Source organism: Pseudoalteromonas arabiensis, assembly GCF_001550155.1.
Classification (GTDB): domain Bacteria; phylum Pseudomonadota; class Gammaproteobacteria; order Enterobacterales; family Alteromonadaceae; genus Pseudoalteromonas; species Pseudoalteromonas arabiensis.
Genome location: NZ_LRUF01000005.1, coordinates 60,239 through 83,563 on the forward strand (window position 1 = coordinate 60,239; position 23,325 = coordinate 83,563).

The 23,325-nt window shown below is 42.2% G+C and carries 23 protein-coding genes; 20 read left to right on the forward strand and 3 right to left on the reverse strand.

All coding sequences use genetic code 11. From position 1 onward, the window contains the following. Window positions 1-26: 26 nt before the first annotated feature. From PAARA_RS01005 to PAARA_RS01015, 3 genes are read left to right on the forward strand one after another with little or no spacing between them, the layout of a single operon-like run. A complete protein-coding gene (locus PAARA_RS01005; protein WP_062567223.1) occupies window positions 27-569 on the forward strand; it encodes an RNA polymerase sigma factor in 543 nt (180 codons plus the stop codon). Then, entirely contained in the window at window positions 562-1,161 is a 600-nt protein-coding gene (locus PAARA_RS01010) for a hypothetical protein (RefSeq protein WP_062567224.1), read from the forward strand. The genes PAARA_RS01005 and PAARA_RS01010 overlap by 8 nt, the downstream gene beginning before the upstream one ends. Before the next feature lies 1 nt (window position 1,162). Continuing rightward, complete coding sequence (locus PAARA_RS01015; RefSeq protein ID WP_062567225.1) at window positions 1,163-2,080, forward strand: hypothetical protein; 918 nt, start codon at window positions 1,163-1,165, stop codon at window positions 2,078-2,080. Between the two features lie 31 nt (window positions 2,081-2,111). Here the strand turns inward: PAARA_RS01015 and PAARA_RS01020 are convergent, their stop codons facing one another. Both PAARA_RS01020 and PAARA_RS01025 read right to left on the reverse strand, forming a co-directional pair. After that, a complete protein-coding gene (locus tag PAARA_RS01020) occupies window positions 2,112-2,315 on the reverse strand; it encodes a hypothetical protein (protein ID WP_062567226.1) in 204 nt (67 codons plus the stop codon). Window positions 2,316-2,545: 230 nt separating this feature from the next. Continuing rightward, window positions 2,546-5,056: an EAL domain-containing protein gene (locus PAARA_RS01025; RefSeq protein ID WP_062567227.1), complete on the reverse strand. Its 2,511-nt coding sequence runs from the start codon at window positions 5,054-5,056 to the stop codon at window positions 2,546-2,548. Window positions 5,057-5,270: 214 nt separating this feature from the next. Between PAARA_RS01025 and queA the strand changes: the two genes are divergently transcribed. The 8 genes from queA to PAARA_RS01065 all read left to right on the forward strand — a co-directional run bounded on the left by queA (window position 5,271) and on the right by PAARA_RS01065 (window position 14,263). After that, window positions 5,271-6,302, forward strand: a complete 1,032-nt coding sequence (gene queA / locus PAARA_RS01030; protein ID WP_062567228.1) for a tRNA preQ1(34) S-adenosylmethionine ribosyltransferase-isomerase QueA — start codon at window positions 5,271-5,273, stop codon at window positions 6,300-6,302. Between the two features lie 253 nt (window positions 6,303-6,555). Then, entirely contained in the window at window positions 6,556-7,683 is a 1,128-nt protein-coding gene (gene tgt / locus PAARA_RS01035; RefSeq protein WP_062567229.1) for a tRNA guanosine(34) transglycosylase Tgt, read from the forward strand. Window positions 7,684-7,712: 29 nt separating this feature from the next. Continuing rightward, window positions 7,713-8,051: a preprotein translocase subunit YajC gene (gene yajC / locus PAARA_RS01040; protein WP_062567230.1), complete on the forward strand. Its 339-nt coding sequence runs from the start codon at window positions 7,713-7,715 to the stop codon at window positions 8,049-8,051. A 22-nt stretch (window positions 8,052-8,073) separates the two neighbouring features. After that, a complete protein-coding gene (secD, locus tag PAARA_RS01045) occupies window positions 8,074-9,933 on the forward strand; it encodes a protein translocase subunit SecD (protein ID WP_062567231.1) in 1,860 nt (619 codons plus the stop codon). Between the two features lie 8 nt (window positions 9,934-9,941). Beyond that, the gene (gene secF, locus PAARA_RS01050; protein ID WP_062567232.1) at window positions 9,942-10,889 is read left to right on the forward strand and encodes a protein translocase subunit SecF; all 948 of its coding nucleotides are present in this window, start codon (window positions 9,942-9,944) and stop codon (window positions 10,887-10,889) included. A gap of 56 nt (window positions 10,890-10,945) precedes the next feature. Beyond that, window positions 10,946-11,464 carry a hypothetical protein gene (locus tag PAARA_RS01055; protein WP_062567233.1) on the forward strand — a complete coding sequence of 173 codons (519 nt, stop codon included), beginning with the start codon at window positions 10,946-10,948 and terminating at the stop codon, window positions 11,462-11,464. Between the two features lie 94 nt (window positions 11,465-11,558). Next, the gene (locus PAARA_RS01060; RefSeq protein WP_062567234.1) at window positions 11,559-13,349 is read left to right on the forward strand and encodes a GGDEF domain-containing protein; all 1,791 of its coding nucleotides are present in this window, start codon (window positions 11,559-11,561) and stop codon (window positions 13,347-13,349) included. Between the two features lie 83 nt (window positions 13,350-13,432). Then, the gene (locus PAARA_RS01065) at window positions 13,433-14,263 is read left to right on the forward strand and encodes a substrate-binding periplasmic protein (protein ID WP_062567235.1); all 831 of its coding nucleotides are present in this window, start codon (window positions 13,433-13,435) and stop codon (window positions 14,261-14,263) included. Between the two features lie 25 nt (window positions 14,264-14,288). Here the strand turns inward: PAARA_RS01065 and suhB are convergent, their stop codons facing one another. Continuing rightward, window positions 14,289-15,092 (reverse strand): inositol-1-monophosphatase, encoded by an 804-nt coding sequence (gene suhB, locus PAARA_RS01070; RefSeq protein WP_062567236.1) that lies wholly within the window; start codon window positions 15,090-15,092, stop codon window positions 14,289-14,291. Between the two features lie 334 nt (window positions 15,093-15,426). On the opposite strand from suhB, the gene trmJ reads away from it, so the two are divergent. The 9 genes from trmJ to PAARA_RS01115 all read left to right on the forward strand — a co-directional run bounded on the left by trmJ (window position 15,427) and on the right by PAARA_RS01115 (window position 23,221). Further along, on the forward strand, window positions 15,427-16,149 hold the full coding sequence (gene trmJ, locus PAARA_RS01075) for a tRNA (cytosine(32)/uridine(32)-2'-O)-methyltransferase TrmJ (RefSeq protein WP_062567237.1): 723 nt from the start codon (window positions 15,427-15,429) through the stop codon (window positions 16,147-16,149). Window positions 16,150-16,342: 193 nt separating this feature from the next. After that, window positions 16,343-16,834, forward strand: coding sequence for a Fe-S cluster assembly transcriptional regulator IscR (gene iscR, locus PAARA_RS01080; protein WP_062567238.1), 492 nt, complete (start codon window positions 16,343-16,345; stop codon window positions 16,832-16,834). Between the two features lie 22 nt (window positions 16,835-16,856). Continuing rightward, entirely contained in the window at window positions 16,857-18,074 is a 1,218-nt protein-coding gene (locus PAARA_RS01085; RefSeq protein WP_062567239.1) for an IscS subfamily cysteine desulfurase, read from the forward strand. A 41-nt stretch (window positions 18,075-18,115) separates the two neighbouring features. Next, on the forward strand, window positions 18,116-18,499 hold the full coding sequence (gene iscU, locus PAARA_RS01090) for a Fe-S cluster assembly scaffold IscU (RefSeq protein WP_062567433.1): 384 nt from the start codon (window positions 18,116-18,118) through the stop codon (window positions 18,497-18,499). Between the two features lie 11 nt (window positions 18,500-18,510). Next, window positions 18,511-18,834, forward strand: coding sequence for an iron-sulfur cluster assembly protein IscA (gene iscA / locus PAARA_RS01095; protein WP_062567240.1), 324 nt, complete (start codon window positions 18,511-18,513; stop codon window positions 18,832-18,834). A gap of 78 nt (window positions 18,835-18,912) precedes the next feature. Beyond that, window positions 18,913-19,440: a co-chaperone HscB gene (gene hscB / locus PAARA_RS01100; protein ID WP_062567241.1), complete on the forward strand. Its 528-nt coding sequence runs from the start codon at window positions 18,913-18,915 to the stop codon at window positions 19,438-19,440. 46 nt (window positions 19,441-19,486) lie between these two features. After that, a complete protein-coding gene (gene hscA, locus PAARA_RS01105) occupies window positions 19,487-21,349 on the forward strand; it encodes a Fe-S protein assembly chaperone HscA (protein WP_062567242.1) in 1,863 nt (620 codons plus the stop codon). An 11-nt stretch (window positions 21,350-21,360) separates the two neighbouring features. Continuing rightward, window positions 21,361-21,699 (forward strand): ISC system 2Fe-2S type ferredoxin, encoded by a 339-nt coding sequence (gene fdx, locus PAARA_RS01110; RefSeq protein ID WP_062567243.1) that lies wholly within the window; start codon window positions 21,361-21,363, stop codon window positions 21,697-21,699. Window positions 21,700-21,793: 94 nt separating this feature from the next. After that, window positions 21,794-23,221, forward strand: a complete 1,428-nt coding sequence (locus tag PAARA_RS01115) for an NAD-dependent succinate-semialdehyde dehydrogenase (RefSeq protein ID WP_062567244.1) — start codon at window positions 21,794-21,796, stop codon at window positions 23,219-23,221. Window positions 23,222-23,325 lie beyond the last annotated feature (104 nt).

A 23,325-nucleotide genomic window follows, 5' to 3' on the forward strand; every position in this document is an offset into this window, starting at 1 on the left:
AAGGCAGATCAGATGACGAGGCTAGTGTGTTTTTTCAATCACTTGAAACATTAATTGCCAAGGCGCAACAGGGCAATAAACGGGCGTGGTTGAAATTAGTCAAACAGCACGAAACACAGGTATATAACTATTGCTTACGGATGTTAAGTCATCCTGATGATGCAATGGACTTGATGCAAGAAGTGTTTATTTCTGTGTATAAGAGCTTACCGAGCTTTCGTGGTGAATCGAGCTTCAATACTTGGCTTTATCAAATTGTGCATCGTCGTAGTGTTGAATATTATCGCCGCCGTAAACTGCATCAAAGCTTAGACGGTGTGCCTGAAGAAAGTTGTGAGCATAGCGAATTAGAGACTAATCAATTGCAATACCAGCAGCATCATGAACTCAAAGAGATGATGAACAATTTACCCTGGGAGCAACGTTTGGTTGTGGAGTTAAAATTTTTTCAGCACTGTACATTCGAAGAAATAGCTGAGCAATTAGGTATTTCGACTAATACAGCTAAATCAAGACTATACAGTGCATTGGGCAAGTTAAAAGTGCATTTGGAGGCCGTAGATGGCTAATTTAGATTCATTATTTACCGCATGGCTAGAAGGTGAAAGCCTGACAGATGAGCAAATTACATTGCTGCAAGCCAATGCTGAGTATGCATTAATGATGAGCAATGCAATTAAGTGGCAACAGCAGAGCCGAGAATATGAAACGATGAAAGTTCCTCACTGGGACAGAGAATCCAGCATGCCAAAAGTGCAGAAATCGCATCTGTTTTTCGGTTCAGGGATGTGGGCGATGGCTGCCTCAATTGCATTATGTGCTTGGCTATTTATGAGTAATCCGCAACAAGGAAATCAGCAGTTACTTGAACAAGTGGCGAAGCAAACGAATTTGTTAGAGTCGCAGCAAAAGCAAATTGATCAGTTACAAAATATTTTAACGGCGCAAAACCAAGTACAGCAGCAACATATGTATCAACTAGCCAAAGAAGCAATCAAAACAGGGCGAATAGAGCGTCAAGAAGATATTGCCAGCGTGCTTGCGTATATCAAAACGCAGCGTGCTCAAGACCAAGCATATTTGCGTATGCAGTTGAATGATTTAGCAGAGCAAGTGGACGGCAGGCCATTGCCAACCGTTGCCAACAATGTGGAGTATTAAAATGTCAAAGAACATGATAACCAGTGCAGTGCTATTGTTATGTGGTATAGCAGCAGTTAACCCTGTGTCTGCCCAAAGTATAGAGGAATTAGACAGAATTCAGCGTGAAGTCGGGATCATGGAAAAAATCCTAACAGCGGCTCTAAAGCAGGATACAGATAACAAAGTCAGAAATGTCTCAGCAAGTTATTTACAGCACCAAGGTGTGGTATTTAGCTTTGACGTGCGAAGCCATTCTCGCTGGTCAAGTGTATTCGCATCCGTGCCCGATGCACCACTTCCGCCACTGCCTGACATTGACTTTGAAGAGATCAGCGAAATTGAAGTATTAGGTGAACATGTACAAGTTATTAGCGATGCCGTTGTTGTTAAAACGCAAGAAGCCTATCAACACGCGATGGAGGTGATGCGTGAAAGTGCGGAGCGTGTGCGCGAAGTCGCAGAGCAAGAGCGTGATGTTAGTCGAGAAATTCGTGATCTTGAGCGTGAAAAGCGTGACCTTGAATTTGATCGCCGCCACGATAAAGATGCAAAAGAACAAGAGCTTGAAAAACGTAAAAAAGAGCTGCAAGCATCAATTAAGGAGCTTGAAAAACAACAGCAAAAGTTGTCTTTACAGCAACAAGCAATGCGTAAAGAGTTAGCGGAAAAAAAACAAGCACGTATTACAGAGCAAAAACAGCAGTTGGCAGAGCTTACACAGCGGGTGGATAAAAGCTTGTCATTGACTTTATGTGATTACGGTAGTGGATTAAGAACGCTGCCGAATGATGAGCATGTTAGTTTTATTATTCGTGGCATGAGCGAGCACAAGGGCGAGCAAATTAAAGTGTTTAAAAAATCAGACATTAAAAAATGTGTGGTAGGTGATATTAAAGCAGATGCTTTACTTAATCGCGCAACCCAGTATGAGTTTTGAAATGGTGAAAACGTTCTCAACAAAAAGCAGCCTATAGTGGCTGCTTTTCATCCATTGTAAAAGGTTTTAAGTTAGGTAAGAAGAGTAAGTAAACCCATACAACCAGATTAAAGTAGGGCACTAGCCCTAAGCTTGTGAATACTTTAACTGGGTACCCCTTAAAAGTTGCATTACGGTAACATTGATAAGCTATCCCTAGGTTAATGATCAGCAACAAAACGATTAATTGTGTCATTACTTTCTCCTTTATACCGATAATACATGAACTTAACAATGTTAAGTTATTTTCAGTATGTGTGATCTAATAATTAATGTCATGTTTTTTTGGTTGTATCACCATAAAAGCGTGACATTTTGTGTTGGTGTGAATTAATTATAGATGAGTATTATCAGGATGAAAGTTAAAAAACCAATAAAATTGTTTAAAAATGTATCAATTCTAGGTGCGCGTTTGCTAGCTAATTGTTAGCTAAAAAGTTTATCCGTAGATATTCTTTCAAGCTCACTAGTAATTTTTTCAACAGGCACTGGACGGGCAATAAAGTAACCTTGCCCGTAATCGATGCCTATTTCTTTTAGTGCTAAAAATATTTCTTTATTTTCAACATATTCAGCAACTGAGCGCTTATCTAGGGAGCGGCTAATATCATTAATTGCTTTCACTAACGCTAAATCAATGGGGTCGTTGAGCATGTCACGTACAAATGATCCATCAATTTTCACATGCTGTGCGGGTAGTTGTTTAAGGTAGTTAAACGTACTAAAACCTGTACCAAAATCATCGATAGAGAAATGGCAACCTAAACTATTGAGACGCTCTATCATTGCTCTGGTTGCGGCTAAATTATTAATACTGGCTGATTCTGTGATCTCAAAAATAATACGCGTAGGCTCAACGTTGTATTCTTCTAAGCTTGATTCGATATGCGGTAATAAGCGCTCATCTAAAAATGATTGCGCCGATAAGTTAATAGCGATCTGATTCAGCTCAGGGTACTCGGCAACACTTTTAATTGCATTTTTAATGACGCACTGATCCATCAAATAAGTGTCATTAAGTAGCTCTAATGCAGGAATAAATTGATTAGGGTAAACCAGTTCATCATTAAGTTTTAAGCGTAATAAAGTTTCAAAATAGGCAACATGGTTGCGTTTAAAATCCCATATTGGCTGATAATGAAGTTCAATTGAATCATGCTGTAGCGCTTGGCGAATACTATGTCCCCACTCTAAACCAGCTTGCAGATTATTGTGGCTGCTGTCTTCTTTTGAGTAGCAATGGACTAAATTTCGGCCTAGGCTTTTTGCTACGTAAAGCGCAATATCAGCCTGTTTAAGACACTCGCTTGGGTCGTTGTTTTGTGCGGTAATCTGCGTCAGACCAATTGAACAGCTAATTGAGTAAACTTGTCCTTCAGAGTGAAATTGATGTTTTTCAATTGCCATACAAATGCTTTCTGCGACTAAGTGAGCATCGAGTAGGGCTGTATTTTTTAAAATGACTGCAAATTCATCACCACCAATACGACAGACTAAGTGCTCTTCGCTAATATTGGCTGTAAATAACTGGGCCACTTCTTTTAGGACAATATCACCTTGCTGATGACCTTTACTGTCATTGATAATTTTAAAGTGATCTAGGTCGATGTATATCAGTGCATGTTCAGCATCGTTACTGGTATATTTAGCTTGGCAAATACGTTGTAATTGCTGGTCAAAGTAGTAACGGTTATGCAGCTCAGTTAAGGTATCGTGAAGGGCTAAGTGGCGTAATTGTAACTCAGCTTGTTTGCGTTCATGAATATTGTCTATCGTTGCCGTAATAGTGGCTGAGTTGCGGCTATTTTTAATCAGTTGCATACGGCATTCAACCCAAATAGCATTGCCATTTTTATGCTTCAGCTGTATCTCAACTTGTTGCTGTTGCGCACCGCCATGTAAGATGCTTTGTACGGTATCTTGTAATTTGTGTTGGCATTGAGGCAGACAAAAATCTGCAAGCGACTTCGCTAAGCTCGATTTTATACCGTAGCCAGTCAGACTTTCCCATGCAGGGTTTATAAAACGAATATGCCCTTGTTGGTCAAATTCAAGTACCACAGTATTAAGGTGAAGCAAAATACGCTGGTGAGCTGAAAACAGTTCTTTATAGCGGCTTTGGCTTTGACTTAACTGCTCCACTTTTTGAGCAAACTCAGCATAACTCACCATAAAGTCTTCACGACGGGCGGCGTGGTCGCACACTTTACTCAATAAAGACTGATCATAAGGCGCACGAATAAAATCAGTAACGCCAGAAAGTAACAACTGCTCCGCGTAATCTGCATCATTGTTATCAATGATGGTGACAATCGCCTGTTTTGGATTATGCTGCAAAATTTCACTAATTAACGTGCCAGCAGGATCAGACTGAGACTGAGTTGCATCAATCAACACGATTGCAAACTTTTGCTGTAAATAAGTAGCAAGTGCTGTTTTTGTCGACGTTGTATGCGTCACTGCAAAGCTCAACTTAAGTTGCTCAGTAATGCTATGTGCTTTGCTATTATCAGTTTCGAGAAGTAATAAGTTGAGCCGACTGCTTTTTTCTAAATGAGTTGAAAGCACATTCGCTAACACTTGTGGCAGCATATCTTGGCGTTCAAATGGTAATACAGCATCAATACCGTAGCTGCGAGCTGTAGTCTCTGCAATACGCTCACAATAAATCGGCGGCGTAAGTAAAATGGGGGTGTTTTTCGGTGTTTTTAATAGCCCAGAGCGGATCATGCGAGAGAAGCGCCAACCGTCTATTTTTCCGACTTCAAGACCTGTAATTATAATATCTACAGGGTGAGTTTTGAGGATTTTTAACGCGTCTTGAGAGTCGCTTACTTCAATAAACGAAAAGACGTTAAGTTTATTGAGTGTTGACTTAATTGTCTCACGTTCTGCAACGCTAGCGTTTAAAATTAGCAGTTTTAACTGCTTTGCCATGGCGCTACTACCTCTTAACTTAACCCATGTTTAATGAATAAGTTAGAATAATGACATTTTGTCTAATCTACAAGCAAACTTTACCTAAAATGGCTAATAAGCCTGTTAAAATTGCACGACTTTTACCCTAGGTCAATATGCACTTGGCTTTGCTTGAGGTAGTGAGCGTATCAGAGTAAACTTGGCGCGTTTTTATTTATAAGAGATACACTCTATGCGCGTGGCCGACTTTAGCTTTGACCTTCCAGATGAATTAATTGCTCGTTTTCCGAAAGCGGACCGTACAAGCAGTCGTTTACTCACGCTTGATGGCCCATCAGGCCAAGTAGAGCATAAAGTATTTAGCGATATTTTATCGCTTGTTAATGAAAATGACTTATTGGTTTTCAATAACACCAAAGTGATCCCTGCGCGTATGTTTGGGCAAAAAGAGTCAGGTGGTAAGCTTGAAGTGTTGGTTGAGCGTGTACTCGACGAGCACCGTGTACTGGCTCATGTACGTGCGAGTAAATCGCCAAAGCCAGGTTCTAAAATTATTCTCGAAGGCAAAGCAGAGGCAACCATGGTTGCCCGTCATGGTGAGCTATTTGAACTTGAATTTGCCAAAGATGGAAATGTGTTAGATATCTTAAACGATATTGGTCATATGCCATTACCCCCCTACATTGACCGCCCTGATAACGAAGCAGACCGTGAACGCTACCAAACCGTTTACGGTGAAAAGCCTGGTGCCGTAGCCGCGCCAACTGCGGGCCTGCATTTTGATGATAAGTTAATGGCGGCCTTAAAAGATAAGGGCATTAATATGGCATTTGTTACTTTGCATGTTGGTGCAGGGACATTTCAACCTGTGCGTGTTGATTCGGTTGATGAACATGTAATGCACTCAGAATACATCGAAGTACCTGATGAGGTGGTTAAAGCAGTAGCAGAAACCAAAGCAAAAGGCGGTCGCGTCATTGCCGTAGGTACTACCTCAGTACGCTCGTTAGAATCTGCTGCTAAAGTACATGGCGGCAAACTAGATACTTACTTTGGTGATACCGATATCTTTATCTACCCTGGTTATCAGTTCAATGTAGTTGATGCTATGGTGACAAATTTCCACTTACCTGAATCAACCTTGATTATGTTAGTGAGTGCCTTTGCAGGGCAAGATAACATTATGGGTGCTTACCATACGGCTATTAAGGAGCAGTATCGCTTCTTTAGCTATGGCGATGCGATGTTTTTAACGCGTAAATAAGCGTTAGTCATCTTATCACCCCGTAAAAAGCCCAGCATTTCACTGGGTTTTTATTTTTTAACCATTCTTACTAAGTTATGTGTTGATATGAAGCCTCTGCAAAGCGCTGAATTCTGCATCGTGGGAAGAGTTTAGCTAGCGGGCTTTTTATTTTCGAATTTAGCCCAATTAATAGTAATAAACCCGCAAACAGGGTAGAATCGAGCGGTTAAATTATAGCTTGTTGGACTGTTTTTCCGACACTGAGGATAATATGAAATTTGAATTAGACCGCACTGACGGTAAAGCGCGCCGCGGCCGCTTGATTTTTGAGCGTGGTGTAGTAGAAACACCCGCATTTATGCCGGTAGGTACTTACGGCACTGTAAAAGGTATGACGCCTGACGAAGTGAAAGAGACCGGCGCACAAATCTGCCTAGGTAACACCTTTCATTTAATGCTACGCCCAGGCACAGAAATCATTAAGCAACACGGTGATTTACACGATTTTATGAATTGGGATCGCCCAATCCTAACTGACTCAGGCGGTTTCCAAGTATTCAGCTTAGGCGCAATGCGCAAAATCACCGAAGAAGGCGTGATGTTTAGCTCACCTGTGAATGGTGAAAAAATCATGCTTTCGCCAGAAAAAGCGATGCAAGTTCAGCGCGATTTAGGCTCTGACATCGTGATGATTTTTGACGAATGTACGCCATACCCTGCCACTGAAAAAGAAGCAAAAGATTCGATGGAGTTATCACTTCGTTGGGCTAAACGCTCAAAAGAAGGTCATGGTGATAACCCTGCTGCGCTATTTGGTATTATCCAAGGTGGTATGTACCCAGAGCTTCGTGCACAATCACAAAAAGGCTTAGAAGAAATCGGCTTTGATGGTTATGCATTAGGTGGTTTATCGGTCGGTGAGCCGAAAAACGAGATGATCAATATTCTTGATCACTGTGCTTACAAAATGCCAGAAGACAAGCCTCGTTACTTAATGGGTGTTGGTAAACCAGAAGACTTAGTTGAAGCGGTTCGCCGTGGTATCGACATGTTTGATTGTGTAATGCCTACGCGTAATGCCCGTAACGGCCACTTATTCGTTACTGGCGGCATTGTTAAAATCCGTAATGCAGTACATAAAACAGACACCGGTCCATTGGATCCTGAGTGTGATTGTCATACATGTAAAAACTATTCACGTGCATACTTGCATCATCTTGATAAATGTAATGAAATCTTAGGCGCACGACTAAACACGATTCATAACTTACGTTATTATCAGCGCGTGATGGAAGGCTTACGTAATGCCATCAGTAATGGCAAACTAGACGAATTTGTTGCAGATTTTTATGCACGCCGCGGCCAAGAAGTGCCAGAGCTTGCAGATACATCAGATTAAATTTTTAGAAAAATTAAAGAGGAAGAGAAATGAGTTTATTCATCTCAAACGCCCACGCAAGTGCGGCAGGTGCAGCACCAGCAGGTGGAGGCATGGAAATGCTAATCATGCTAGGTATTTTTGGTTTGGTATTTTATTTCTTAATCTACCGTCCACAAGCTAAGCGTGTAAAAGAGCATAAAGCACTAATGAGCGCAATGGCGAAAGGCGACGAAGTACTCACGCAAGGTGGTTTAGTGGGTAAGATTACTAAAATCGCTGATGATAAAGACTTCATCGTGATTTCATTAAACGATCAAGCTGAAGTAACAGTACAAAAATCAGCTGTTTCTTCAGTACTGCCAAAAGGCACTATGAAGTCGCTATAACAATAAAAATAAGGACTCACACGTGTTAAACAAGTTTCCATTATGGAAGTATTTACTTGTTCTTGTTGTGTTAGTCGTTGGTATTTTATATGCCTCACCTAACTTGTATGGCCGTGATCCGGCCATACAAGTATCAGGCACTAAAGGTACTGATGCTGACCTCAGCGTACTCGATAAAGTAAATGCGGCCCTCAAAGAACATAACGTTACTGTTAAATCAAGCAAACTTGAAGACGGACAGATCCTGGTTCGTTTTAAGAATGTTGAAGAGCAACTAAAAGCGCAAGACCTACTGCGTGATTCCCTTAGTGAAGATTACATCTCTGCAATCAATATGGCACCAGCTCAACCTGAGTGGTTAAAAGCATTGGGCGGTAACCCAATGAAGCTAGGCCTAGATTTAAGCGGTGGTGTTCACTTTACTATGGAAATCGACATGGCGACGGCGGTTGATACTCAGCTTGAGCAAATGGAACAAGATTTTAAAAGTGACTTACGAGAAGAAAAACTACGTTATCGCACCATTCGCCGCGTAGCAAATAGCGATCGTGTCCGGGTTGAAATGCGTAACGAAGAAGATAAAGATGCGGCAGAGCGTTTCTTATCAACCCGTTACCCACTGAATGTTTATATTGATGATAGCAGCAGTGATAATGCTTTTTACGCTAGTATGAGCGAACAAAAGCTTAAAGAAATTCGTGACTACGCTATCAAGCAAAACGAAACAATTATTCGTAATCGTATTAACCAAATCGGTGTTGCAGAGCCTAACGTACAGCGCCAAGGTGCTGAGCGTATTATCGTGCAACTTCCTGGGGTTCAAGATACTGCCCGTGCAAAAGAAATTCTGGGTGCAACAGCAACACTAGAATTCCGTGAAGTAGACGAAAATGCAGATGCAAGTGCCGCTATGCAAGGTCGTGTACCGCCTGGCACAGAAGTGATTATGGCACGTGAAGGTTATCCTGTGGTGCTGAAAAAACGCATCATCCTTGAAGGTAGCCATATCACGGGCGCGCAATCAGGTATGGATGAATATCAGCGTCCTCAAGTAAGCATTAGCTTAGATAGTAAAGGCGGCGCTAAAATGAATGCCTTCACTAAGCGTGCTATCGGTAAACGCATGGCAACGGTATTCATTGAATACAAGCCATCAGGTAAAACAGACGAAAACGGTAAAGCACTGCCACCAATTAAAGTGGAAGAAGTCATTAACGTGGCAACGATTCAAGCCCGCCTTGACCGTTCATTCCGTATTACTGGTATCGATAACCCTGCTGAAGCGCATAACTTAAGCTTATTACTTCGTGCCGGTGCATTAGTTGCGCCAATTCAAATCGTTGAAGAGCGCACAGTAGGTCCAAGCTTAGGTCAAGAGAATATCGAAGCGGGTATGACTGCGGTTGCACTTGGCTTTGCGTTTGTACTTGTGTTTATGCTTGCTTACTACAAAGGCTTTGGCATGGTCGCTAATATTGCCCTAGGTGCTAACTTAGTGCTAATTGTGGGTGTTATGTCATTAATTCCAGGTGCAGCGTTAACGCTACCGGGTATTGCTGGTATTGTACTGACAGTCGGTATGGCCGTTGATGCTAACGTACTGATATTTGAACGTATTCGTGAAGAACTTGCTGATGGCCGTAGCCCGCAACAAGCCGTTCATTTTGGTTACGACAGCGCATTTAGCACCATTTTCGATGCTAATATCACAACGCTTATCGCCGCCGTGATCCTGTTTGCAGTGGGTACCGGCCCGATTGCTGGTTTTGCAGTCACACTTGCGATTGGTATTATCACCTCTATGTTTACAGCCATTGTTGGTACCCGTGCGGTCATCAACTTATTCATTGGTGGTAAGCGTATTGATAAGTTGTCGATTTAGGAGTCAGCATGCAAATTTTAAAACTAGGTGGTAAAACACTACCGTTTATGAAGTTACGTAAGTTTGCCATGACAGTATCAACTTTGTTGATCTTGGCTTCTTTCGTATCGTTTTTTACTAAAGGCTTGAACTTCGGTCTCGACTTCACTGGCGGTACAGCGGTTGAAGTGGGCTTTGCACAGCCTGCCGATCTGAAAAAAGTGCGTGAAGCCATTACTGAAAGTGGCTTTGAAGACTTCTCAGTACAGCTGTTTGGCTCAAGTAAAGAGATTTTAGTACGTCTTGCACCACAAGGGGATGGCGTAAAAGCAGAGGTGATTGGTAATCAAATCATTACGGCGTTAAAGCAAACAGATTCAAGCGTTGAAATGCGCCGTATCGAGTTTGTTGGTCCAAGCGTAGGCGAAGACTTAAAAGAGCAGGGTGGCCTTGCCATGTTAACTGCGCTTATTTGTATCTTGATTTACGTTGCGTTTCGATTTGAATGGCGCTTTGCGGTAGGTGCGGTATCTGCGCTTTTACACGACGTTATTATCACGTTGGGCTTGTTCTCAGTGCTTGGTCTTGAGTTTGACTTAACGATTCTTGCGGCCATTTTGGCGGTAATTGGTTACTCACTCAACGACACCATCGTTGTATCTGACCGTATCCGCGAAAACTTCCGTAAAGTACGTGTTGATGACACGATTGAAATTATCGATATTTCATTAACGCAAACCCTAAACCGTACCTTAGTTACATCAATCACCACGATCTTAGTATTGATTGCGTTGTTCGTATGGGGTGGTCAAACGATTCACGGTTTTGCGACAGCATTACTATTTGGTGTGTTCATCGGTACATACTCTTCTGTATACGTTGCTTCAGCAGTAGCGATTGCAATGGGTGTCAGCAAAGAAGACCTAATTCCAGAAGTAATTGAAAAAGAAGGTGCGGATCTCGATCCTATGCCTTAATAAGCCTAGCTTGACAAGAACCGCCCTGTTGGGCGGTTTTTTATTGGAACAAATTTATGAAACATCTCTTAATGAGTCTATGTATTATCTACTTATTGAGTGCCTGTAAAGACCAACAAGAGCAGCAATCAACAGCAGCTCAACAATCACAAGAGGCAACTTTACAACAACCACTAATAGCCTATGAAGGCTTAGTGTGGAGGGTGTTAACTAGCCTACAAGCTGAGTCGGATCAATTAACGGTTAAAGAAGCTATCGATAGCTTGATAAACTCATCTGAGTCGCTATTTTTAGCAATGAAAACACAGCTACCAGAATGTGAAGCTAGTTTGCTAGCAATGGCTGATTATGTGTCTAAGATGAAAGCGACAAAGGCGGTACAGTCGACGCCGATGAAGCATGCCCCTGCGTTACCCGATTTTACAGAGCCTCGTTGTTACCATACGCAACAGTTACTGCTTAACGCTTTAGCCGTTTTTGCTATCGCAGAGCAGGCTGCAATAACTGAACAAGACTACCATCAAGCTAAGTTAAAAATGATTGATAGTATTGCGCGTATTAAACAACTAAATTGAATAATCATCATGGTGATAAGTTAAGTTGCCATAAAATTGTCATACAGAATTGCTACTTTAATTGCCTACTTTTAAAACAGACGCTAGGTGAAAGGTGAGCGAACCACTACAGCGAATTTTAGATAACAGTGAAATAAAAACCTTATTTCAGCCTATCTTTGATATTTCTAATCAGCATATCTTGGGTTATGAAGCCCTTAGCCGTGGTCCAAAAGGCTCAGAATTAGAAATGCCCAGCGCCTTGTTTCGCGAAGCAATTGCATGCAATAAAATTTCAGAGTTAGAGCTCTTGTGTCGGAGTAAGGCGATAGAAAACTTCGTTAAGTTAAACTTACAAGGTAAGCTCTTTTTAAACGTAAGCCCAAAGACTCTACTCGACCCGTGCCATCCTAAAGGAGAAACATTACATCTTGTTGAACATTTTGGTTTGGCGGCGAATCGTGTTGTTATAGAAGTCACTGAGCAAGAAAAAGTGGAAGATGGCTTTTTATTATTAAAGACTATTGGCCATTATCGTGAACTCGGTTTTTCCATTGCTATTGATGATTTAGGGGCAGGCTATTCAGGTTTAAAGCAATGGTCTGAATTGTGTCCTGACTTTGTAAAAATAGATCGCTACTTTATTGATCACTGCGACCAGAGTGTGGTGAAAAAAGAGTTTCTAAAATCAATTATTGTGCTTGCCAAAGCAACAAACACGCAAGTTATTGCTGAGGGAATTGAGCGGGCAGAGGAGTTACGCTTGCTTGAGGGGTTAGGGATTCAACATGCACAAGGGTTTTTACTGGAAAGACCAAGCTTACAGCCCAGCTATCAAATTAATATTCAGTGCTTAGCGCACTTAGAGTCACCTGATAATCCGAGTAGTTTTGAGCAATCGATGGCTATTGGCTGGTTAGCTGTGGAATATGCCAGTATCGAAACAACCACACGCTGCAAAGATGCGCATAGCCTTTTTGAGCAGGATAAATCGCTTACAAGTCTTGCTGTTCTTCAGCACAACATTCCCGTTGGATTACTACACCGAGACCAACTAACAGAAGTATTCGCCGCACCTTATGGGCATGCACTTTATGATAAACAACCGGTGACATCCTTGATGGACAAGCAACCTCTGGTCGTTGACGAAAATGAGTTACTGGATACGGTAAGTCAGCAAATTACCGAGTTTGAATTTGATATTCGCCGGCATATTGTCATTACCCGTGAACAGCAATATCTTGGTTTAGCGCCATTGCGTAATATTTTAAAGCATATTACAGAAGAAAAAATACGCCATGCTCAACATGCAAACCCATTGACTATGCTGCCAGGTAATGTCGCTATTAACGAAGCGATTGAGTTGAGACTTCGCAATAAATACCCATTTTCACTCGCCTATGTCGATCTAAACCATTTTAAACAATTTAATGATTTATACGGTTATGCAAGCGGTGACAGTGTTATCAAATTATTAGCAGAGGTTATTGTTGACGCATCTAGTCTCAGTAAAGGGTTTGTTGGCCACATAGGGGGGGATGACTTTATGGTGGTGTTTGATAAAGAGGATGCACACACCGTTTGCCACAACATTATAGCTTTATTTGAGCAAAAATCGCGTGCCTTTTTTACCCCAGAGCATATTGATCAAGGCGGTTATTGGGCCAGCAATAGAGAAGGTAAAAAGCAGTTTGTGCCATTGCTTACATTATCGATAGGTTTAGTTAAGCCTGATTTAGAGCTTTGTATCAATAGCCATCAAGTTGCTGCATTGGCGACTGATGCTAAAAAAGAAGCTAAACGTTATCAAACTAGTCATTTGTTTGTCTGTAAACGCAGTCGTCCTGCCCCCGCGGTGGTCAGGCTTAGCTGTGCAAGTGATGACACAGCGCGTATCGGATTATGAATTAATTTTAAGTTGGACTAATTTTACTTGTACCACTTAAAGGCTAGGTGTAGCTTAAAAAAAACACAATGATAAAAATAATAATGAAGCAATTAACAGCCGTAGCCTTTTTATTAATTACACTAATGTGCAGCCCAAATGTGTATGCCGATACCGTTGTTAATCTAGCAGTTGAACAACGTCCTCTGTATAAACGTGATGATTACCTTAATGAGCTGTTACTTAAAGCCTTAGAGGCTGCTCAATTCCCTGTTAAGATAAACAAAGTGTTGGTTCACCCCCATCAACAACGAACCTTGCTAAGGCTTGATGCTAATCAAGCTGATATCTACTGGAGTATGACCAGCCCAGAGCGTGAGCAATTAGCCATTGCCGTGCCAGTCCCTTTATTCAAAGGGTATATTGGTAAGCGGGCATTACTGACAAAACGGTCATTTTTGCCTCGTTTTACCCAGCTTAAAAATAAGCGTGACCTCGCCCAGTTCACTGCTATACAGGGGCATGACTGGCCTGATACAAAAATTTTAGCTCAAAATGGTCTATCGGTTAGGCCATTAGCTAATTATCAAGCCATGTTTAGCTTAGTTATTGCTGGGCGCGTTGACTATTTTCCTCGCTCTTTTATAGAAGTTATGTCTGAGCTTGAGCAGATAAATGACGAGCGGTTAGTGATTGTTCCTGATGTGTATATTAGTTACCCAACTGCATTTTATTTCTTTGTCAGTCATCGTAAGCCAGCGCTAGCGAAAGCGTTGTTGAAAGGATTGCAAACGATGCAAGCATCGGGAGAGTTTGATGAAATGTTTAATCGATACTTTGCTGAAGGTTTAGCGAGCTTGCCATTCAAAGAAGGTAATACGCTTGAAATTGCATTGGAAAATGAGTACTTTCGGCCACAAAAAAAGGAGCCTTAGCTCCTTTTTTAGATTACAACCGCTGTTAGCGAAGTAGTGACTCAGTTAATACAGGACGAATTTCACGAATGATCGCTTGTGTTAACTTAGGTGCACCGCAGATGATGTTGCCGCTTTGGTTGTAGTTAATACCCCCTGCGAAATCAACAACCATACCGCCAGCTTCTTTTACTAAAAGCTCGCCCGCTGCTGTGTCCCATGGCTTAAGGCCAATTTCAAAGAAACCATCAACACGACCCGCAGCAACATAAGCCATATCTAATGCAGCAGAGCCTGCGCGGCGAATATCAGCAGTGTGTACGAAAAGTGCTTTAAACGCTTCTGAGTATGCGTCTAAATGATGCTTTTGCTTGAATGGGAAGCCTGTTGCAAGGATAGAACCTGCTAACTCGTTAGTTTTAGTTACGCGTAAACGCTTGCTGTTAAGCTGTGCGCCTTGACCACGTGATGCAGTGAATAATTCACCACGAATAGGGTCATAGATCACGGCTTGGTCTAAACGACCTTTAACTTTAAGTGCAATTGATACTGCGAAATGAGGAATACCCTTGATGAAGTTTGTTGTGCCATCAAGTGGGTCTACAATCCATTGGTAATCTGCATCTTTACCTTTGTGCTCACCAAGTTCTTCACCTACGATACTGTGATCTGGGTAAGATTTTAAAATAGTGTCACGAATTGCGGCTTCAGCTTCTTTATCGATGTTAGTCACTAAGTCGTTAGTGCCTTTTTGTTGTACATCAACTTTTGATAAATCTTCGCTTGCACGAAGTAAAATTTTGCCTGCGTTACGCGCAGCGCGAACCGCAATGTTTAACATTGGATGCATAGCATTACCTTTGGGTTGTAAAAGAACGAATATATTTAAGCCGGCGTATTCTAGCGGTTTTTACTGCAAAGTAAACAACAAAGCAGAAATAGTTTTGGTTGTTTTTTGTACTGAGCTGATTTTAAATTAAATTTCGACCTTATAAATTTTAACAGCGAAAAACTTTTAGCGCAGTTTCGTGCTCTAATTCATCCCGACTTATCACCAATAAACGTGATAAATCGCAAACATGATCTACGATCAATTATGATTGACTGCACGATCTATATAGCCTCTAGAATTGCTTTCGTGCTAGAATTCGCGCAATTTTTGACATTCAGTAAGTAACAACGCAATGACACTTGATGATATTCGTATCGTATTAGTTAACACATCTCATTCTGGTAATATTGGCTCAGCAGCACGAGCGATGAAAACGATGGGTTTATCAAATTTATACCTTGTTGATCCTGCTTGTGAAATTGATAGTCATGCCAGTGCGCTTGCAGCGGGTGCAACCGATGTGCTCGGCAAAGCGGTGGTTGTTGATACCCTTGCCGATGCCATTGCTGATTGCTCTCTAACAATTGGTACTAGCGCGCGTTCGCGTACGTTATCATGGCCTATGGTAGAGCCGCGTGAATGCGGTGAAAAGCTCGTGGCAGAGGCTGAAAATGGCCCCGTTGCACTTGTGTTTGGTCGTGAGAATAGTGGTCTAACTAATGAAGAGTTACAGCAATGTAATTACCATGTATGTATTCCTGCAAACCCTGAATATAGCTCACTCAACCTAGCGATGGCTGTACAAACGCTATGCTATGAAACACGCATGGCTTACTTGAATACACAGCCAAAAGCACAAGAAGAAGATGAAGCAACTTACCCAAGTGCTAAACAAACTGAGTTGTTTTACGAGCATCTAGAACAAACATTAAATGACACCGGCTTTATCATTAAACAACACCCAGGTTTAGTGATGACCAAATTACGTCGTTTATTTAATCGCGCACGTCCTGAAGAAGCCGAAATGAATATTCTGCGCGGTATTCTTACCTCAATTAATAAGTCTATAAAATAATCACTGGTTATAAGTATAATACTTGACTAAATTACTCAGGTAATTACAATAACACCTAGTACTTGACTATTTTTGTCAGGTATTCGGTTTTATCAATGATGAACATCTATTTTTATCAGATGATAATACTTGACTATTTTGGTCTGGTAATTAAAATTTGCACACCTTAGCGTGCAGTAATATCGGGGGCTCCATGAAGTTAACATCAAAAGGCAGATACGCAGTAACCGCCATGTTGGATGTTGCACTCCATACAAATGTGGGTGCAGTGCCCCTGGCCGATATATCAGAACGACAAGAGATTTCCTTATCATATTTAGAACAGCTATTTGCCAGACTTAGAAAAAATGGCTTAGTGAGTTCAGTGCGTGGCCCCGGTGGCGGATATTTATTAGGGCGTGACGCAGATAAAATTTCTGTTGGTGATGTTATTAATGCTGTTGATGAATCTGTTGATGCAACTCGCTGCCATGGTGCAACGGGTGGCTGCCAAAGCGGCATGCGCTGCTTGACTCATACTCTGTGGTCTGATTTGAGCGCACGTATCGAAGATTTTTTAAATAGTATTACCCTTGCTGAATTGGTTGAGAAATCAGACGTAAAAGAAGTCGCATCTCGCCAAGATAACAGCATCAATAATGCAATTAAGCAACTGGAAAACATTCAAGTAAGCTGTCAACTGTAGCTTGACGAAAGCGGAGAGAGAAATGAAGTTACCGATTTATTTAGATTACGCAGCAACCACGCCTGTTGATGAACGTGTGGCAAAAGAAATGATGCAATGCCTGACTATGGACGGTAATTTTGGTAACCCTGCATCACGCTCACACCGTTTTGGTTGGCAAGCTGAAGAAGCGGTTGATCAAGCGCGTACAGATATTGCTGATCTAATTAATGCTGATCCACGCGAAATCGTGTTTACCTCTGGCGCAACAGAATCAAATAACCTAGCTATTAAAGGTGCGGCGCAATTCTACAAAAAGAAAGGTAAGCACGTTATTACGGTTAAAACAGAACATAAAGCTGTTATCGATACATGTCGTGAACTTGAGCGTCAAGGGTTTGAAGTAACCTATATGGACGTTGAAGAAAACGGCCTTCTAGACCTTAAAAAGCTGGAAGAAACAATGCGTGATGACACAGTGCTTGTAAGTGTCATGCACGTAAATAACGAGCTAGGTGTTATCCAAGATATCGCGACAATCGGCGAAATGTGCCGTGAGCGCAAAATTATGTTCCACGTAGATGCTGCACAAAGCGCAGGTAAAGTACTTATCGACGTGCAACAGTTAAAAGTAGATTTTATGTCGTTCTCTGGCCACAAAGTATATGGCCCGAAAGGTGTTGGCGCACTTTACGTTCGCCGTAAGCCACGTGCTCGTTTAGAAGCACAAATGCACGGTGGTGGTCATGAGCGTGGTATGCGTTCAGGTACACTGGCTACTCACCAGTTAGTAGGTATGGGTGCGGCATTTAGAATCGCGAAAGAAGATTTCGAAAAAGATCATGCACACATCAGCGCACTACGTAAGCGTTTGATTGATGGCATCATGGCTGATATGGACGAAGTTTACTTTAATGGTGAACCAAGCCAGTCAGTGCCAGGTATTGTAAACATCAGCTTCAACTTTGTTGAGGGTGAGTCGTTATTAATGGCTGTTAAAGACATTGCTGTTTCATCAGGTTCAGCCTGTACCTCAGCAAGCTTAGAGCCTTCTTATGTACTACGTGCATTAGGCCGTAATGACGAGTTAGCACACAGCTCAATTCGTTTCAGCATTGGCCGCTTTACGACTGAAGAAGAGATTGATTACACCGTTGAACTAATCAAAAACTCGATCGGCCGTTTACGTGAGATGTCTCCTCTATGGGAAATGCATCAAGAAGGTATTGATTTAGATTCAGTTGAGTGGGCGCATCACTAATTAGTGATGAACCGCCGCTAGCAGGTAGTGAGGATAGTATTATGGCTTATAGTGATAAAGTAATCGATCATGTTGAAAATCCACGTAACGTGGGTGTATTAGACAAAAACGATCCGTCAGTTGCAACAGGCATGGTGGGTGCACCAGCGTGTGGTGACGTAATGAAATTGCAAATCAAGGTATCACCAGAAGGTGTTATTGAAGATGCAAAATTTAAAACATATGGTTGTGGTAGTGCAATCGCTTCTTCTTCACTTGTAACTGAGTGGGTAAAAGGCAAAACCTTAGACGAAGCGGCAACAATCAAAAACACTGATATCAGTGCTGAGCTTGAGTTACCGCCAGTGAAAATTCACTGTTCTATTTTAGCGGAAGACGCAATTCAAGCAGCAATTGCTGACTACAAAAGCAAACAAGCGAAGTAAGAGATAATTTCATGGCAGTGACATTGACAGATGCGGCAGCAAACCGCGTAGAATCATTTTTAGCAAATCGCGGCAAAGGCATTGGCCTACGCGTTGGCATTAAAACGACGGGCTGTTCAGGTCTTGCTTATGTTCTTGAGTTTGTTGACGACTTAGCAGAAGGCGACGAAATTTTTGAAAGTCGTGGTGTAAAAGTAATCGTTGATGCGAAAAGCTTAGTGTACATTGATGGCACTGAGCTTGATTACACCAAAGAAGGTTTGAATGAAGGGTTTAAGTTTAATAATCCGAATCAAGCTGATGAGTGTGGATGTGGCGAAAGCTTCACGGTTTAAGCTCAAAAAATTTTCCTCGCTTGAAGCCCTGCCTATGTAGGGCTTTGTTATTTCCTGTTTACCTAGTTGGATAATGTAATGCGTTACTTTGAATTATTTGCAATTCCAGTTGATTACAATATTGATTTAGCGACGATAAATAAACACTACCTTGAGCTGCAACGCGCAGTTCACCCTGATCGCCATGCCAGTTCAAGTAGCCGCGATAAGTTACTTGCTGTGCAAAATGCGGCTGAAATCAATGATGCGTTACAAACCTTAAAACACCCCGTGAAGCGCGCAGAGTACATGTTGAGTGAGCTAGGTGTGGATATTCGTGCCGAACAGCAAACCTTACAAGACCCACATTTCTTAATGCAGCAAATGGAACTTCGCGAAGAACTCGAAGAGCTTGAAAATGCCGCAGATCCTGATGCAGCCATCGCGCAGTTTGAAACGCAAATTAAACAGTTAGACAAGCAATATAGTCGCGAACTTGCTGAGCAATTAGCCAGTAATGATGAACAACAATGGCAAGCAGCTGCGGATAATATTCGTAAATTAAAGTTCGTTTATAAATTGCGAGATGAACTTGAGCGCATTGAAGACAGTTTATTTGATGATTAATTATTAGTTGTATAAAGCAGCTATTTAAGAGTTTAAAAAGAGCATTATGGCATTATTGCAAATTGCTGAGCCGGGGCAGAGCGCGGCACCACATGAGCACAAATTAGCAGTCGGTATTGACCTTGGTACGACTAACTCGTTAGTTGCAACAGTGCAAAGCGGCGAAGCCCGTACACTGACTGATTTAGCAGGCAATGCGATGCTTCCATCGGTTGTGCAATACCAAGTAGATAGCATCGTGGTGGGTGAACGAGCGGCGGCAGCTGCCACTCAAGACCCTGCTAATACTTTGATCTCAGTGAAGCGTTTCTTAGGTAAAACGCAGGCTGAAATCGAAAAAAGTTATGGTCAACTGCCGTATCAATTTTGTGAGCATGATGGCTCGTTAGCAATCAGCACCGTTGCGGGCGCAATTAGCCCAGTAACTGCATCGAGTGAAATTTTAAAAGCCTTGAAACTGCGTGCAGAAGATAGCTTTGCAGGGCAAGATATTTTAGGTGCGGTTATTACTGTACCAGCGTATTTTGATGATGCACAGCGACAAAGCACCAAGGATGCCGCTGAACTTGCTGGCATCAACGTATTACGTTTATTAAACGAGCCAACAGCGGCGGCAGTTGCTTATGGCCTTGATTCAGGCCAAGAAGGCATTATCGCCGTATACGATTTAGGTGGCGGTACGTTTGATATTTCTATTTTACGTCTGCACCAAGGTGTGTTCGAAGTCCTTGCTACAGGCGGTGACTCAAGCCTAGGTGGTGATGATTTTGACTCACTGTTAGTGGATTACTTCAAAAAACAAACCGGTGTGAGCGAGCTTTCTGCATCGGTACTGCGTTTATTTATTAATAAAGCAAAAGCCTGTAAAGAAGCGCTAAGCCAATACCAAACTGTCAATGTAGGCTTAGAATTTGATGGTCAAAGCCACAAAGTTGAAGTAACCCGCGAAACCTTTGATGAACTAGCACTTGGTCTTGTGAAGAAAACACTGCGTTCTTGTCGCCGTGCGGTAAAAGATGCGGGTATCGAAAACGAAGAAGTACTGCAAGTGGTAATGGTTGGCGGCTCGACACGTATGCCAATTGTACGCTCTCAAGTTGCGGCATTTTTTGATAAAGAGCCACTGACTTCAATTGACCCTGATCGCGTCGTTGCACTCGGCGCAGCATTACAAGCAGATGTACTGGTTGGCAATAAACCAGATTCAGACATGCTGCTATTAGACGTATTACCACTGTCATTGGGTCTTGAGACCATGGGTGGCTTGGTTGAGAAAATCATTCCACGTAATACCACTATTCCTGTTGCACGTGCACAAGAGTTTACCACCTTTAAAGATGGTCAAACGGCGATGTCACTGCATGTACTACAAGGTGAGCGTGAGCTAGTTGATGACTGCCGCTCGCTGGCAAAATTCAGCTTAAAAGGTATTCCGGCCATGGCCGCAGGTGCTGCGCATATTCGCGTAACCTTTAAAGTTGATGCAGATGGCTTGTTAAGCGTATCGGCAATGGAAAAATCAACCGGTGTGCAAGCTGAAATCCAAGTAAAACCATCATTTGGTTTATCGGATGACCAAGTTGCGAACATGCTAAAAGATTCAATGAGTAATGCCAAAGACGACATGCAAGCGCGTATGCTTAAAGAGCAACAAGTTGAAGCGTTACGCGTTGTTGAAGCACTAGAAGCATCACTCGCAACTGACAGTGCATTACTTGATGAACAAGAATTAGCTGCGTTAAAAGCAGAAATTGCTAAACTTGTTGCGGTACGCGAAAGCGCAACAACACCGGCAGAAATTAAAGCAGCAATTGAAGCTGTCGACAATGCAAGTAGCGAGTTCGCTGCGCGTAGAATGGATGCATCAATCAAAAAAGCGCTGCAAGGGCAGTCAGTAGACGAAGTTTAACGAGGTAAGGTATGCCACAAATTATTTTTCTTCCACACGAAGAGTTATGCCCAGAAGGCGCTGCTATTGAAGCTCCTACAGGCGAAACCGTATTAGATGTTGCGCTTAAAAATGGTATTAGTATTCCGCATGCCTGTGAAAAGTCATGCGCGTGTACAACATGCCACTTAATTATCCGTGAAGGCTTTGACTCTTTAGATGAAAGTGATGAGCTAGAAGACGACATGTTGGATAAAGCATGGGGTCTTGAGCCTGAGTCTCGTCTTGGTTGCCAAGCAATTATTAAAGATGAAGATCTGGTAGTTGAAATTCCAAAGTATAATCTCAATATCGTTAATGAAGAGCATTAATTCTTAACGGCTTTGAATACCTAAAAACCGCTGTAGTTGCTTGGTCTCTACAGCGGTTTTTTGTTTTTTGCGGTCCGCTTTACTAGGAGGTTTTATGTCTGATTTAGTTTTTTCTGATTCGTTTATCGATGGTGACTTTTATTCTACGAGCCAGCGCTTTAGTGTAGATAACCCTGCAACCGGACAAGCAATTACTGATGTGTCTGATATTGATGAAGCTGGCGTTGAGCTGGCCATTAAAAGTGCTGACGAGGCATTTAGCAAGCTAAAACAAACAACGGCAACTGAGCGTAGTGAAACGTTGCGTCGCTGGTATGAGTTGGTTATTGAGCACAAACAGCAACTTGCTGAGCTGATGACCAAAGAGCAAGGCAAACCTTTAAAAGAAGCATTGGGTGAAGTGGAGTACGGTGCGGGCTTTATTAAATGGTTTAGCGAAGAAGCCAAGCGTAGTTACGGCGACACGATTCCTGCTACAGACAGCCAACATCGTCTATCAACCATAAAGCAGCCAATCGGTGTTGTTGCTGGTATTACACCGTGGAACTTCCCAATCGCCATGATCACCCGTAAGGTTGCCCCTGCATATGCAGCGGGTTGTAGTTTTGTTATTAAGCCTTCTGAGCATACCCCTTTATGTGCAATTGCTTTGGCTTACCTTGCAGATAAAGCAGGGTTTGTAAAAGGGGCGTTAAATGTAGTGGTCTCAGAGAATGCAAAAATGGTTGGCGAAATCATGACTGAATCTGAGCGTGTACGTAAGTTCACATTTACAGGTTCAACCGCTGTAGGTAAGCAGTTACTTTCACAGTGCGCATCAACAATAAAGCAAACATCGATGGAACTTGGTGGTAATGCACCGTTTATTATTTTTGAAAATGCCGATTTAGATGAAGCTGTTGCTGGCCTTATGGGGGCTAAATTCAGAAACGCAGGGCAAACCTGTGTGGCAGCAAACCGAATTTTTGTTCAGCGTTCAGTGCTAGAGACGGTGCTTGAAAAACTCACAGACAAAGTGGCTGAGTTAAAGGTAGGCAATGGCCTGGATGACGGGGTGGATATTGGCCCATTAATTTATCCTAAAGCAAAACAAAAAGTGCAAACACTTGTGCAAGATGCAGTAGATAAAGGGGCGTCATTAATTGGTGATAACAGCGAGCTTGAAGGTAGCTTTCAAGCGCCATTAATTTTAACTGATGTGACACCACAGATGGATATCTACCATGATGAAGTGTTTGGTCCTGTAGTAAGCATAATTGCTTTTGATGATGAACAAGAAGTCTTGCAGCTTGCTAACGATGTACCTTACGGTTTAGCTGCGTATTTTTACAGTGAAAATATCAAGCAAGTTTATCGCGTAAGCGAAGCACTTGAATACGGCATGATTGGTATTAATGAAGGCCTCATTTCAAACCCTGTTGCGCCATTTGGCGGTGTAAAGCAATCTGGCTTAGGCCGTGAAGGTGGTCATCAAGGATTAGATGAGTACCTTGAAGAGAAGTATCTTTGCATTAAGGTCTAATCTCGCGCGAAATAAATTTCACGCCTACACCGGTAGGCGTCATGCTTGCATGGCGCGTTTAAATTTCTGCGCCAAACCAGTTTCACGCCGACACCTTCCCGTTT

Excerpts from the sequence above, each read along its gene's own strand:
- PAARA_RS01010 (WP_062567224.1), top strand. The coding sequence starts at position 562 with ATGGCTAATTTAGATTCATTATTTACCGCATGGCTAGAAGGTGAAAGC.
- PAARA_RS01015 (WP_062567225.1), top strand. The coding sequence starts at position 1,163 with ATGTCAAAGAACATGATAACCAGTGCAGTGCTATTGTTATGTGGTATA.
- PAARA_RS01020 (WP_062567226.1), bottom strand. The coding sequence starts at position 2,315 with ATGACACAATTAATCGTTTTGTTGCTGATCATTAACCTAGGGATAGCT.
- PAARA_RS01025 (WP_062567227.1), bottom strand. The coding sequence starts at position 5,056 with ATGGCAAAGCAGTTAAAACTGCTAATTTTAAACGCTAGCGTTGCAGAA.
- queA (WP_062567228.1), top strand. The coding sequence starts at position 5,271 with ATGCGCGTGGCCGACTTTAGCTTTGACCTTCCAGATGAATTAATTGCT.
- tgt (WP_062567229.1), top strand. The coding sequence starts at position 6,556 with ATGAAATTTGAATTAGACCGCACTGACGGTAAAGCGCGCCGCGGCCGC.
- yajC (WP_062567230.1), top strand. The coding sequence starts at position 7,713 with ATGAGTTTATTCATCTCAAACGCCCACGCAAGTGCGGCAGGTGCAGCA.
- secF (WP_062567232.1), top strand. The coding sequence starts at position 9,942 with ATGCAAATTTTAAAACTAGGTGGTAAAACACTACCGTTTATGAAGTTA.
- PAARA_RS01055 (WP_062567233.1), top strand. The coding sequence starts at position 10,946 with ATGAAACATCTCTTAATGAGTCTATGTATTATCTACTTATTGAGTGCC.
- PAARA_RS01065 (WP_062567235.1), top strand. The coding sequence starts at position 13,433 with ATGAAGCAATTAACAGCCGTAGCCTTTTTATTAATTACACTAATGTGC.
- suhB (WP_062567236.1), bottom strand. The coding sequence starts at position 15,092 with ATGCATCCAATGTTAAACATTGCGGTTCGCGCTGCGCGTAACGCAGGC.
- trmJ (WP_062567237.1), top strand. The coding sequence starts at position 15,427 with ATGACACTTGATGATATTCGTATCGTATTAGTTAACACATCTCATTCT.
- iscR (WP_062567238.1), top strand. The coding sequence starts at position 16,343 with ATGAAGTTAACATCAAAAGGCAGATACGCAGTAACCGCCATGTTGGAT.
- PAARA_RS01085 (WP_062567239.1), top strand. The coding sequence starts at position 16,857 with ATGAAGTTACCGATTTATTTAGATTACGCAGCAACCACGCCTGTTGAT.
- iscU (WP_062567433.1), top strand. The coding sequence starts at position 18,116 with ATGGCTTATAGTGATAAAGTAATCGATCATGTTGAAAATCCACGTAAC.
- iscA (WP_062567240.1), top strand. The coding sequence starts at position 18,511 with ATGGCAGTGACATTGACAGATGCGGCAGCAAACCGCGTAGAATCATTT.
- hscB (WP_062567241.1), top strand. The coding sequence starts at position 18,913 with ATGCGTTACTTTGAATTATTTGCAATTCCAGTTGATTACAATATTGAT.
- hscA (WP_062567242.1), top strand. The coding sequence starts at position 19,487 with ATGGCATTATTGCAAATTGCTGAGCCGGGGCAGAGCGCGGCACCACAT.
- fdx (WP_062567243.1), top strand. The coding sequence starts at position 21,361 with ATGCCACAAATTATTTTTCTTCCACACGAAGAGTTATGCCCAGAAGGC.
- PAARA_RS01115 (WP_062567244.1), top strand. The coding sequence starts at position 21,794 with ATGTCTGATTTAGTTTTTTCTGATTCGTTTATCGATGGTGACTTTTAT.